Source organism: Umbribacter vaginalis (genome assembly GCA_001552935.1).
GTDB classification, from domain to species: domain Bacteria; phylum Actinomycetota; class Coriobacteriia; order Coriobacteriales; family Eggerthellaceae; genus Berryella; species Berryella vaginalis.
In genome coordinates, this window is record KQ959677.1 from 1 (window position 1) to 13,321 (window position 13,321).

A 13,321-nucleotide genomic window follows, 5' to 3' on the forward strand; every position below is an offset into this window, starting at 1 on the left:
AGTTTGTGTCTATAAATCTTACATTTCTCCTTGAAGCTCACCAAAATTTTAGAGCTTCTTTTGTTTATGCGTTTCTTTCGTTTATACTATAGTCAATACGCTGAATTTGTTACTGTCAATTGCGTCCTCTTGTATACTTCTTGTAAGTACTATGTACAGGACATATCTTTATAACAGTACATGTATGTCGCGCACCATCGGGAAAGGATGTGTTATGAGTACTTCCATTTCGGGAGAATTACACGTAGCTAATGATGTGCTCGTCGATTTAGTAGCATATGCTGCAGCCGATTGTTACGGCGTGGTAGCTATGTCGTCTTCATCGCAACAAAGTGGACTTTCTAAATTGCTTCCGCTTTCTCGTGTACGCAAGGGTATTGTAGTTGAAACGCTCGATGAGGGCATTCATGTCGATTTGTATGTCATTATTGAATACGGAACCAATATTAATACTGTGTCTCAAAATTTAGTTGATCAGGTTAGTTTCGCACTTACTCAATATGCGCAAGTACCTCTTGCAGGCGTTGAGGTTCATGTGGAAGGCGTTAAAGTACGCAAGCATTAACGAGGCATTTTGTCTCATTGTGGTAAGGAGATCCATTACTTATGAGTGAAACATATACGCTCAATGATGTGAAGCGCGCGCTTGCTCAAGCAAGCCAGATGCTGAGCTCTCAAAAAGATACCATCAACAAGTTAAATGTTTTCCCTGTTCCTGATGGTGATACGGGAACGAATATGTCGCTTACTATCGAGTCGGTTGTGCGCAGCGTCTCCGAGCTTTCTGAGAATACATCACGCGAAGAGTTCGCAAAAGCAGTGGTGCAAGGTGCTCTCATGGGTGCTCGTGGCAACTCGGGTGTTATTACGTCACAAATTTTGCGCGGCTTGTGTGAAGGAGCACTTCGCGCTGAGCATTTTAATACCGAAGGTTTAAGCGTTGCGTTTGCTCGTTCTCAAGAAGTTGCGTTTCAAGCAGTACGAAAACCAGTTGAAGGCACTATTCTTACGGTTATTCGCGATGTTGCCAGTGCTGCTCGCACTGCTCAAAAAAAGAAGCTTTCCACTAACGATGCGCTTGAGTTCATCGTAAACGAAGCGTTTGCAAGCGTCCATCGTACCCCTGAACTGTTAAGTGTACTGAAGGAAAATAACGTTGTTGATGCGGGCGGATACGGCCTTGCGCTGTTCATCGATGCGTTTGTATCGGCGCTGCTTGGGCGTGGTGCAGCACATCAAGATGAAGTGTTGTTTGCGCAAAATACAGCGCCAAAAGTAGAAATCGAGCACATTGAAGATTGGGAAGGCTCGGAATTTCGTTATTGCACCGAGTTTTTAGTGCATAGCGAAACGGTGGATGTGGAAGCGGCACGCGAGTTTTTACCCACTATGGGCGATTGCGATTTAATGGTAGGCGCGCATCCTAATTTTAAAGTGCACGTTCATACGAATCGTCCCGATAAAGTGCTTGCGTGGTACCTTGATCACGATGCGCAAATCTCAGAAGTACACGTGCACAATATGGATCTGCAAAGTGCCAAGCGCAATGAAGAACTAAGTGAAGAAGCGCATAATGAGCCTGCTACTCCCTTTGGTTTTGTAGCTGTCGCAAGCGGAGCGGGCAATGCGAATATCCTGAAGAGCCTTGGTGTAAACGTGGTTGTTTCAGGTGGTCAAACGATGAATCCATCGACCAAAGAGCTGCTTGATGCCATTGCGCGTGTGAACGCTAACAACGTGATTGTTCTTCCGAACAACTCAAACATCATTCTCGCAGCCCAAGCGGCATGTGATATGGCAGAAATTCCCTGTGCATTGGTTCCTACCACCTCGGTTCCTCAAGCGTTTAGTGCGCTGTTTGCCTTTGACGAAGCTACATCGCTTGAAGACAACGTTCACGCGATGACCGAAGTGCTTGATCAGGTATCCACAGGCGAAATTACAACCGCTATAAAAGATTCGCGCGATGCGCACGGAAATCCTCTTTCGGCAGGCGATATAATCGGTATCGTGAACGGGGATATCGAAGCTGTCGGAACCGACATTACCGATGTGTGCTTGCGCATGCTTGATACAATGCAGGCAGATAGCTTCGACAGCTTAACACTTCTTGCTGGCGCCGATTTCACTGATGATGCACTTTCAGCGCTCGAAGCAGCCATTGAAGAGCACTATGACGATCTTGAAATTGAGTCTCATCGCGGTGATCAGCCACTGTATCCTGTTGTCTTCTCGCTTGAATAGTGTTTAAGCGACACGCACGCATGGCTGATGGTCTAACAAACTCGTTACGGAGCGCCTCGCAATTAGCATTGTGCGAGGCCGCAACCACGCTTCCACAGGTAAGCGACAAGCGCGCACTTAAGCTGCAGCGTCTCCATCTGCAAACGGTAGAACAGCTTCTTGAACATTTTCCACGCCGCTACATCGATATGTCTGCCGTAAAAAAAGTAGCGCAGGCAAGCATCGGCTCTCAATGTAGTATTTTTGGAACTATTCACGCTATTACCCTTAAAACACCACGTCCACGCCTCAGTTTAGTTGAGATTTCCGTTCTTGATGACAGTGGGATATTGATAGTTACGATGTTTCGCCAGCCGTGGCTTATGAATAAGTTTCATGTGGGCGATACTGTCGGCGTGTCGGGTAAACTTGAATTCTCATATGGTTATAAGCGTATGACCAATCCCTTTATCGAATTGATAGATGCACCTACGCAGTGTGGTCTTATCGTTGCGCTGTATCCGCTTACGGAAGGTATCACGAATGCCTGGATGACGCGCTTTGTTCACGCTGCGCTTGCAAAAACGCGCGGCATGTACGATTTTTTGCCTCTTGACGTGCGGCTTCGTCGCAACCTTATGAGCCGAACTCATGCGCTTTGTGCGATTCATGCGCCACTTTCGATGGAAGAACTTGCGTGCGCGCGCAGGCGTTTAGTGTATGAAGAAGTGTTTACGCTCCAAGTTTCGCTGATGTCTCGCCACGCGCAACGAAGCATGGTATGTCCTGCTTGCACGCATGTCGTAAACGGCAAGCACGTTCAGGCGTACCTGCGTGCTATTCCCTTTGAGCTTTCATGCGAACAGCAGGCAGCGTGCCGCGATATTTGGGAAAAAATGGCCTTACCAACGGCACTTAATCATATGCTTTTAGGTGATGTAGGATGTGGTAAAACGGTGGTTGCGGGTAGCGCGCTTGCCTGCGTTGCCGATTCGCACACGCAGGCAGCTCTTCTTGCTCCAACAGAAATTCTTGCACGTCAGCATGCAAAAACGCTTGGTGCATTTTTTGATGCTGCTCATATTTCGTGGGCGCTTTTGTGTGGCTCTACGCCTCGTGCCGATAGAAAGCATATCTATGAGCAGCTTGCAAGCGGTAAGCTGAACGTGCTTATTGGCACGCATGCCTTGCTTGAAGATGAGGTTGTGTTTCACCAGTTAAGCTTGTGTGTGATCGACGAGCAACAGCGTTTTGGTGTATCTCAGCGTGCTGCACTTTTGAAAAAAGGACGCAATGTTGATACGCTTTATTTAAGTGCAACACCTATTCCACGTACCTTAGCTATGGCGTTGTATGGTGCGTGTACGTTTTCCTACATAAAGCATCCGCCCGTAAGTACGCGCGGTAAGCGCACAACACATGTGGTAGCAAAATCGCTGATGTATACCGCTTACGATGCTGCGCGCGATGCACTTGCGCGCGGCGAGCAAGTATATATTGTGTGTCCGCTTGTTGGTATAAAGCAAGGCGATAACTCCTTGGTGCTTGAGAGGGGTGGCACAAGCATACATGGTAAGCGTGCATCAGGTGAAAAGCGTGCGCATGAAAATGCGAAAGCGGGTTTAGATGAAAGCTTGACGCGTTCACAGTCTTTGTACGCTGACAATACGCAAGAAACGTACGAATATGCTGCTATCTGTATTGAAGATGAAGCCGATTATGCACCTTGTTCATCGCAAAGCGTGGCAAGCGCTCAAAGCGAAGCTCAGTTTTTACAAACGCAAATATTTCCTGGTGAAAAAGTTGGTTTGCTCTATGGTGGCTTGCCTGCTGAAGAAAAAGCAGCTGTCATGAACGCATTTTCGCGTGGTGACATTTCAGTACTCGTTTCAACAACGGTGATTGAAGTTGGCATTGATGTTGCTAATGCAACGATTATGATTATCGAAGATGCTGACCGTTTTGGCTTGTCGCAACTGCATCAGCTGCGCGGACGCGTGGGACGCTCCAATAAAGATTCGGATGTGTATCTTGTATCATCGTCACAATCACCCGTAGCACTGAACAGGCTTTCTGCTATGACACATTGCGATGACGGTTTCAAGCTTGCCCTGTTCGATTTGGCGCTGCGCCGGGAAGGTGATATTTTGGGCAATCGCCAACATGGCGCTTCGCATTTGTCGCTTGTGAACATTATTCGAGATAGCGCCATTATTCAAGAAGCGTATTCGGACGCGCAAGCGCTCGTTGCGCGCGATGCGTTTTTGCAGCTACCTGAACATTCGCTTCTTGCGCGTGAAGTGCGCACGTTGCATTCGTAATACGTATGTGCGAATGCTGTATTATGGCAGGTATCGAGCTCTGGTGGGCATTGGGGAACTAGCATTGGGAAAGTAAAAAAAGGGGAGTGTATGCGCATTATTGCAGGCAGTAAACGAGGGCAGAGTATAGATGCACCTGCGGGTATGAACACACGTCCCACGACCGATCGCGTACGCGAGTCGCTGATGAGCAGCATTATGAGCCGAAAAGGCAGCTTTGATGGATGCTGCGTTCTTGACGCATTTGCTGGCTCGGGAGCGCTTGCGTTTGAGTCGCTTTCACGCGGAGCTGTTCATGCCACCCTGTGCGATATTTCGCGCGATGCACTCAGCTGTATAAAGCGAAACGCAACGCGCCTTGGATATAGTGTTTATGCGGTATCAGTTCTTCACCTTGATTTGCTGCGAGATTGCGCGCGCTTGCGCACCAGGAGCTTTGATGTTGCATTTTTTGATCCGCCGTATCGTATAGAAGCGCGTGTCGTAGTGAGTCTTATAAATGCACTGTTCATAGAAGGTATTTTGAAGCCCGATGCCTTAGCAGTGTACGAGTTTAGTAACGTTTCCCAAGAAGACTTTAGTGAGCTGCTGGACCATACGCCGCTTCGCCTGGATGCGTATAAATCATTTGGGTCAACACGGTGCGCGTTTTTAGTTTATGATACGCAGAGAGAACGAAACTGACGTGTGCTGATGTATTTCCGCGCTTTTGCGCAAGAACCAACGCCGCAACGTCATCACACGTAAGCAGCGATACCCACATTATTGCTGTGCCCGTTGGCGCGAGCATGGGTTCCAAAAAACTGTAGATCAACCGATAATCGTGCGGTATTTTCCCGCCTTCCACGAAAGGAGCGTTTGTGAAACGAGCACTTACTCCTGGCACCTTTGACCCCATTACTAATGGCCATCTTGACGTTATAACACGTGCTGCACAAATTATGGATGAAGTGATTGTTGCTGTTGCGCGCTCGGCGAAAAAAAAGCCACTCTTTACGCATGAACAGCGCATTGAACTAGCGAAACAGGCAACAAGTCACTTGAGTAATGTGCGTGTTGTTGGTTTTGATAAGCTGCTTGTTGATTTTGCGCGCGACGTGGATGCGCATGTTGTTATAAAAGGCTTGCGTGCTATTACCGATTTCGAGTACGAATTTCAAATGACAGCACTCAATTACCAGCTTTCCCATGCTATTGAAACGCTTTTTATTATGTCACCGCCACAGTTTATGTATCTTTCGTCATCGATTGTGCGTGAAATTGCATCGCTGCATGGCGATATTTCGACACTTGTTCCTCCCGCAGTTGCAAAAGCGCTTCTAGAAAAATACCGCTCATAACGTATAATGCTCTATGATTGTATGATAAAATAATGCCTAGATGTGTAAGACGCTTTGCATGCTCACGTGTTGGTGTTGTGCATTTCGTCAGCTTACTGTGGAAGGAAAATCATGGATGATACTGGAGTTTTAGAGCTTCTTGAGGAGCTTTCTATATTACTTGAAGAGTCAAAACCCGTATTTGGCAAAAGCGGTATGAGACAGGTTGATATTGAAGCTGCATTTAGTATTCTCGATTCGATTAAAGATACCTTCCCAACAGAATTTTCACAAGCACGCCAGTTAGTACGCGAACGTCAATCACTGCTTGACGATGCACAAGCGCAGGCTTCTCGCATGATTGAAGATGCGCGCTCTCAAGCGATGACTATTGCAAGCGAGCAGGAAATTGTTCGTATTGCCCAGCAACAAAGCGATCAAATTCTCAGTGATGCACGTGAACTTGAGCGTCAAACACGCGCTGGCGCAGAAGATTATGCCGATGAAGTATTTGGTCATGTTGAGCAAAGCCTTGATTCGCTGCTTAACAATGTACGCCGTTGCCGTGATAGGCTGAATGCTACCGCTCAAACGAATACGCCCCGTTCATAGTGTGCAGTATGTCTGCATTTGAGGGGCTCACACGTCCGCACGTTTCCATAAAAATTCCCGCAGAGTTGTTTGAACCAGCTGCGCTTGAAACCTTTTCAGGAACGTTATCTCCCGTGGCATTGGTGCGTGGAGCGCAACGCTATAGCTTGAACGAACCACTTACGTATACCCTTACGCTTACGCATACCGGGGAAGCTTTTGTTGTTGCAGGTACCCTGCACGCTTCAGTAACAACTCCGTGTGCGCGGTGTTTAGACGATGCACGCTATGAGTGCAGCGCTTCGTTTACTGAGTATGTGTTTGTCAGTGAAGAAGCTGCTCAGTCTAAAGATTTGGAAGACGACGAATTCTTTGTGCTGCCTGCAAATCACGAGCTGGACATTATTGAGATGCTTTCTTCAGCGCTGGTGCTTGAGCTGCCAAATCTTATTGTGTGTTCTGATGATTGTAAAGGCTTGTGCAGTGTGTGCGGTTGCAACTTAAATAAAGAAACGTGTTCGTGTGCAGAAAAGCGTAAAGAAAGCGATGTCGAACAGCATCCATTTGCACAACTGCGCTCTCTGCTTGACGAATAGTGTGCGCCGCATAGCGCTTGGGCGTGCGCTTTTGTGTGCGCACAGCGTATCGTTTGCTAAGTTGTGGAGATATCGCTTGTTTTCGACATATATTTGTGCGCATGCGTATTTTATCTTGCAGCAAAGAGTGTTTTTTGTTAGTATCATTTTTCGCGTATTGTTACATATAAACGAGTATGAGCAAACTCGATGAAGGAGTAGATTATTATGGCAGTACCTAAACAGCGCATGGGACGTATTCGTACGCATACCCGTCGTAGTGTGCACGATCGCATTGATGCACCTTCACGTTCTGTATGCCCTCAATGTGGCGAAGTTAAGCTGCCTCATCGCGTTTGTTCTAATTGTGGTTTCTATAAAAAGCGCGAAGTTATTGTAACTGAGTAAGTATACTGTACAGTTCTTTGCGTGCCCTCTAGATCGCTTTGGTCTGGAGGGTTTTTGTTTTAAGGGTATAAGGGAGTACGGTATGGACAGTTCCGTTGTTATTGCAGTTGATGCTATGGGCGGCGATTTTGCTCCTGATGTTGTGCTGCAAGGGATTACGCAGGCTCTTGAAGCCGATGCTCAGCTATCCATTATTGTGTGTGGCTTGAAAGACGTTGTTGTTCCTTTTTGCGCGCATCATACGCGCTTGCAAGCAGAATGTTGCTCTGAAGTAATTACGATGGCCGAACATCCAGCACTTGCCGTTCGCAAGAAAAAAGATTCTTCGCTTGTGCGTGCGTGTCGTTTGGTTAAAGAAGGCAAAGCCCAAGGCGTGTATTCAGCCGGCTCAACAGGGGCGTGCCTCACAGCAGCTATTATGCATATGGGACGCATTAAAGGTATTATGCGCCCTGCGTTATGCGTGACGCTTCCTACGAAGAAAAATCCTGTTCTGTTGTGCGATGTTGGTGCAAATGCCGATTGTAAACCTGCCTATTTAGAACAGTTTGCCCATATGGCGCAAGCATATTGTCGTGCTACCTTGACGCTTCCGCATCCGCGTGTAGCGCTGTTGAATATCGGTGAAGAGCGCGAAAAAGGATCTCAGTTTGCACAAGACGTTCATGCTTTGCTGGAAGAACACATTGAGGGTTTTCAGGGCAATATCGAGGGTCGCGATTTGCTTTCAGGGGACGTTGATGTGGTTGTTTGTGATGGTTTTACGGGTAATGTTGCGCTTAAAACACTTGAAGGTACGGCATCGTTTTTGATGGAGGAAATGCGAGAGACTTTCCTTTCATCGCTTACCACAAAATTGGCAGCATTTCTTGTAAAAGATCAGTTTAGAGCTATGAAAGCGCGTTTAAATCCCGATACGTATGGTGGAGCTCCCTTGCTTGGTGTTGAGGGTGTATGTATGATCGGGCATGGCTCGTCGTCCAAAGATGCAATTTGCAATGGTATTTTAATGTGTGCGCAAGCAACACGTGGTAAGCTTGTAGAGTCAATTCGTCATTCAATTGGTGCTGAATAGGGGTCACATCATATGACAGATGATACCGATATTATCGATAGTTATGAAAAACAAGAGAAACTAGAGCGTGCGCAAGAAATTGTGCAACATCGCTTTGCGCGACCAGAAATTTTGCTGGCGGCTATAACGCATCCTTCTGCAAATGAAGGACGTGCTGTGAAGTATTCTTACGAGCGTTTGGAGTTTTTAGGTGACTCAATCTTAGGAGCGCTTGTAGCTGATAGAGTGTTTGAAACGTATCACGATATTGATGAGGGCGGACTGACACGCATTAAAGTAGCACTTGTGTCAGGAACATCACTTTCGCAGGTAGGTCGTGAGCTTGGCTTATCGGATGTTATCTTTTTTGGATCCTCTGAGCGCGGTACGGGAAAACGCGGTTTAACATCTGCACTTGAAAATGTATATGAAGCGCTTGTTGCTGCATTATTCATTGATGGCGGCATGGATTGCGCGCGCGTTTTTGTTGAGCGAACGCTTATTCCTCGCATGTCACTTGATATGGCAAAAGAGCCTGAGAACCCAAAAAGCTTATTGCAAGAGAAATTGCAAGTTGGCGGCATTACGCCTACATATAAGCTGGTAAAAACGCAAGGTCCACCGCATGATAGAACCTTTGTTTCTCAGGTATTTGCAGGCAGTCATGGTCTGGCGCAGGGTAGTGGACGCACCAAGAAAGAAGCTGAAAGTCAAGCTGCAAAGTCAACGCTTGCGCGTTTAAGTGAGTTTTTCGGTATTGGTGTTGATGAATGTGAGCGTGCTCGTAAAGGCGTGGAACATGCCCAAATAAAAGCTCACAAAACACTTACGAATGCACAGGAAAAAGCCGACCGAATTTATGCGAGTGCTCAAGCGAAAGTGCAAAAGGCGGTTGCGCGTGCTGCGCTTAAACAAAAAAAGCACAGCGCTGCGCAGCTTGCAAGCGAGCAGAGCACCAATGATGCTTCTGCTACCAGCGCCAATGCGGCGCCTGGCGCCACTCGTACCAACTCTGTTCCTCGTGCCACGAGCGCTCCCGTTGCGATGACGGATGTTTCTTCGCAGCATCCTTGCGAATAATACGGAGTGCTGCGTTGGTATGTATCTGAAAGCGCTGAACATACGCGGATTTAAGTCGTTTGCTGATAAGGTTTCACTGCGATTTTCCCCAGGTTTAAGCGCTGTTGTTGGGCCTAATGGATCGGGAAAGTCGAATATTTCTGATGCAGTATTGTGGGTTTTAGGTGAGCGCAATGCAAAAAAATTGCGTGGCTCTCTTATGAATGATGTTATTTTTGCAGGATCGAAAACACGTCAAGCGGCATCGTTTGCCGAAGTAGAACTGGTGCTCGATAATTCAGATCACACGCTTGCGCTTGATTTTAGCGACGTGTCAATCATGCGTCGTCTTACAAAAAATGGGGAATCGAGTTATTTCATCAACGGCGTTATGTATAGGCGCTGCGATATTATTTCACTGTTGCACGATACTGCGCTCGGAAGTGGCCTCAATTCGGTTATTGGACAAGGCAATTTAGATGCTATTTTGCAGTCCTCTCCGCTTGAACGCCGTGTTCTTATTGAAGAAGCTGCTGGTATTCTTAAAATAAAGCAACAAAATGAAAAAAGTAACCAAAAGCTTGCGCGTATGGATGACTATCTTGCTCAGGTACATACCTTAGAAGAAGAAATGCAGCGCTCACTTGTTCCCCTTGCAAAGAAAGCTGCGCGTGCTCAAAAAGCGCAAGACTTGCGTACGACCTACGATGCTTTGCGCTTTGATTTATGGACCGATGAGCTGTTAAGCATCTGTAAGCGTATTGATGCTCATAAAGCTGCGCTTGCAAAGCTTGCTGAAGATGCGCGCGAACTGCAAACATTGCAAGAAGAGCATCAGAGGTTCTTGCATGATGAACAGGAAAAACGTCACCAGTTTTCAAAGCAAGAAGAATGCTTGCAAGCACGTGAGCGTAGAGCGCACCATGTGCATGAAAAAATCCAATCGCTTAACAGTGTTATTGCGCAACAATTACGAACGTATAGCGCAATGTATGATTCGCAATTGCGGATGAAAGAGGCATATCCGCACCGTTTTGCAGAATTGAAGTGTCGTCTTGATACCCTCGCAGAACAGATTGTATCCTATCAACATACCTATGATGAACAGCAAGAAAAGCAAAATCAGATACGTGCTGAATTGCAAGAATTACGCTCAAAGCGCGCTGAGCGTACTACCGCTCTTGCATCGAAGCGTGAACAGTATAAAGACGCTCAGAAAGAACGTAGCGCGCATCAACAGAAGCTTTTTCAGAACAAGCAACGACACTCGGTACTTGAAGAGAAAATCTCTTCGCTCACAGCACGCATTGCTGAATTAAACGACGAGTGCCAGGCGTTGAAAACTGAGCAAGCAAACTTACAACAGAGCAGCGCACAGTTTGCGTTGCGCAATGAAGAATTACAACATGCTGCTCACGATGCACGCACGTCACAAGAAACTGCACAACAAGCATGGAGTGCTGCACAAGCACAGGTGCTTGATGTACAAGCTCGCTACCAGGCAGCACAGCAAAAACATGCTTCTCTTCTTGAGTTGAAACATCATATGCTTGCTCCTAATAGTGCGCATACGTGGTTTGCTGAGCACTTGCGCCGTGAAGGCACAAACGTATCATTGCTCATTGATGCACTGCATGTACCTGCTCATTTGGAGAATTTAGTAAGTGTTTTGCTCGGTGATTATGTAAGTGCGTTTATGTTTGATTCGTATGATGATGCACAGCGCTCCTTTCAGGTATTAGAACATATGAAAGAGAGCGGATGCGTATCGTTTTTGTATGGTGCAGCTGATAAAACATCCCGCTTAGAGAGTGCACACCGCGCAAGCTGCGAAGTGACAATGCACGATGCGTTTGCTTGTAGTGCAGACGCTCATGTTCCTTCACGCTACTACGATAAATTACTTGTTCATCAGCTTGATATTCCTGCTACGCTTTCGCCGCATTTGGTAAATTTACTTGGCAGCGTTGTGTTAATGCCCAGCTTTGAGCAGGCATGTAGCGCTGCACAAACATGTAATGAAGCCTTGTGTTTTGCTACACCTGCCTGCGAACTTGCCTATAGCGATGGACGTGTACTTGTCGCGCGCACCCAGCTAAACAGTGCGCAGACACCCTCTTTAGCTGAGCATGCAGGTAATGAACAATTCCATAAGCATACACAGGAAGATATTGAACAAGAACAGCAGGACTACAGTGTAAATCTACTTTCGATAAGTCGAGAATTACGTTCGCTTACATCTTCCATTGACGCACTTAAAGAACAGCTGAACAGCGCACATACGTACCATGATACCTGTAAAGCGCAGCTTGAGCGCTGTGAGCATGCTGCACATGATGCACTGCAAGCAGCACTTGAACATAGTGCAACGCTGCAAACACAGCAGCTCCAGCTTAAACGTATAGCTGACGCTCTCGAGAAAAATACTGAAAAGTGCACGCACATGAAATCGTTGTTAGAACCACTTGAACAGGAACTTCATGATACGAGTGCAGCAAGTAAGCAGCTCTCAGAGCGCTTAGCGCACTGTGAAGACACATTGCAGACGTACGAGCACGATATAGCTATTCTTGAGGACGAAGAAGATCATCAACGCAGCAAGCGCGCTGCGTTGCAAAATAACTTAAATGCTCTACAACTGCAAGCTGCGAGCATGCACGAACGCAGACAATCAGCATTGTTGCAAAAAGCACAAACAGAAGCTGAGCTCAACAAGTTAGAGCGTGAACAGGCTACATATTGCGAGCAAGAACAGCGTTTCCAGCAGCGCAAGGAGCATACGCGCGCTCTGCAAACGTTTCTGAGCGCACTTGATGAAAAATATCATAGTATCATGGGTGTGCTGACACAGGAAAAAGACCAGATAGCGCGTTCAAAATCGCACTTTGAGCAGCAATTTAATGAAACTTTGCAAAAGCGCTTATCCGTTCAGGAAAAGTGGAGTGAGCTACAAGAATTACAAACTGAGCAGCGCGTTGATATTGGGAAATTGGAAGTGTCGCGCGATAGTCTGCTTGAACGCCTTGAGCAAAACGGCTATCGTCAGCCTTATTACCCGTCTTCGCATTTTGAACGCGACCGTGCACGTAAGCAGTTTGAGCAGCTTGAAGTACAATTGCGTCAATTAGGAAATGTGGATGTTCATAGCATCACCGAATATGAAGCACAAAAAGCGCGCTTGACTGAATTACAGGCACAAGTTGCAGATATTACCCGCGCTCGTGAACATATTCAACACATTATAGACGTGCTTGCCAAACGTATACAGGTGCAATTTAAGCAGGCATTTGATGAAACTGCACGCAATTTTTCTGATGTTATTTCATATTTATTTCGAGGTGCTGACGCACGTTTACAGCTTATAACATCTGGTGATGATGCGGAAAATGCAGGTGGCATTGAAATATATGTATCGCCGTCAGGTAAAAAGATTTCATCGTTGCGCCTGATGAGCGGGGGAGAGCGTTCGCTTTGTGCACTTGCTTTTATTTTCGCTGTGTATCGTGTACGAAACGCTCCTTTTTTTCTCCTTGATGAGGTTGAGGCTGCCCTTGATGACGCAAACCTGCTAAGATTGATACGCTATATTGATACGTTACAGCATGACAGTCAGGTTATTATGATTACGCATCAGCGGGCAACGATGGAGCACGCGCAGATTTTGTATGGTGTCTCAATGCGTGGTGATGGTGTAACGCGTGTGCTTTCGCAATCGATTGATGAAGCGCATAAACCAGCGCTCGGGTAAAAACGTAAAATGTTTTCGCTCGT

The 13,321-nt window shown here is 46.6% G+C and carries 11 protein-coding genes; all 11 read left to right on the forward strand.

From position 1 onward, the window contains the following. Window positions 1-214: 214 nt before the first annotated feature. The 11 genes from HMPREF3190_RS01735 to smc all read left to right on the forward strand — a co-directional run bounded on the left by HMPREF3190_RS01735 (window position 215) and on the right by smc (window position 13,298). On the forward strand, window positions 215-565 hold the full coding sequence (locus HMPREF3190_RS01735) for an Asp23/Gls24 family envelope stress response protein (RefSeq protein ID WP_066779790.1): 351 nt from the start codon (window positions 215-217) through the stop codon (window positions 563-565). Between the two features lie 41 nt (window positions 566-606). Beyond that, entirely contained in the window at window positions 607-2,244 is a 1,638-nt protein-coding gene (locus HMPREF3190_RS01740) for a DAK2 domain-containing protein (protein WP_066779792.1), read from the forward strand. 20 nt (window positions 2,245-2,264) lie between these two features. Further along, a complete protein-coding gene (locus tag HMPREF3190_RS01745; RefSeq protein ID WP_066779795.1) occupies window positions 2,265-4,544 on the forward strand; it encodes an ATP-dependent DNA helicase RecG in 2,280 nt (759 codons plus the stop codon). Between the two features lie 90 nt (window positions 4,545-4,634). Continuing rightward, a complete protein-coding gene (locus HMPREF3190_RS01750) occupies window positions 4,635-5,228 on the forward strand; it encodes an RsmD family RNA methyltransferase (RefSeq protein WP_066779798.1) in 594 nt (197 codons plus the stop codon). A gap of 176 nt (window positions 5,229-5,404) precedes the next feature. Beyond that, window positions 5,405-5,884, forward strand: a complete 480-nt coding sequence (coaD, locus tag HMPREF3190_RS01755) for a pantetheine-phosphate adenylyltransferase (protein WP_055348456.1) — start codon at window positions 5,405-5,407, stop codon at window positions 5,882-5,884. Window positions 5,885-5,995: 111 nt separating this feature from the next. Beyond that, window positions 5,996-6,475: an ATP synthase subunit B family protein gene (locus tag HMPREF3190_RS01760; protein WP_055348455.1), complete on the forward strand. Its 480-nt coding sequence runs from the start codon at window positions 5,996-5,998 to the stop codon at window positions 6,473-6,475. Window positions 6,476-6,483: 8 nt separating this feature from the next. Beyond that, complete coding sequence (locus tag HMPREF3190_RS01765; protein ID WP_066779799.1) at window positions 6,484-7,050, forward strand: DUF177 domain-containing protein; 567 nt, start codon at window positions 6,484-6,486, stop codon at window positions 7,048-7,050. A gap of 207 nt (window positions 7,051-7,257) precedes the next feature. Further along, complete coding sequence (rpmF, locus tag HMPREF3190_RS01775; protein WP_066779803.1) at window positions 7,258-7,437, forward strand: 50S ribosomal protein L32; 180 nt, start codon at window positions 7,258-7,260, stop codon at window positions 7,435-7,437. An 82-nt stretch (window positions 7,438-7,519) separates the two neighbouring features. Further along, on the forward strand, window positions 7,520-8,512 hold the full coding sequence (plsX, locus tag HMPREF3190_RS01780; RefSeq protein WP_066779804.1) for a phosphate acyltransferase PlsX: 993 nt from the start codon (window positions 7,520-7,522) through the stop codon (window positions 8,510-8,512). A gap of 12 nt (window positions 8,513-8,524) precedes the next feature. After that, a complete protein-coding gene (gene rnc / locus HMPREF3190_RS01785; protein ID WP_082715081.1) occupies window positions 8,525-9,571 on the forward strand; it encodes a ribonuclease III in 1,047 nt (348 codons plus the stop codon). A gap of 19 nt (window positions 9,572-9,590) precedes the next feature. Continuing rightward, complete coding sequence (gene smc, locus HMPREF3190_RS01790; protein WP_449676002.1) at window positions 9,591-13,298, forward strand: chromosome segregation protein SMC; 3,708 nt, start codon at window positions 9,591-9,593, stop codon at window positions 13,296-13,298. Window positions 13,299-13,321: the final 23 nt, after the last annotated feature.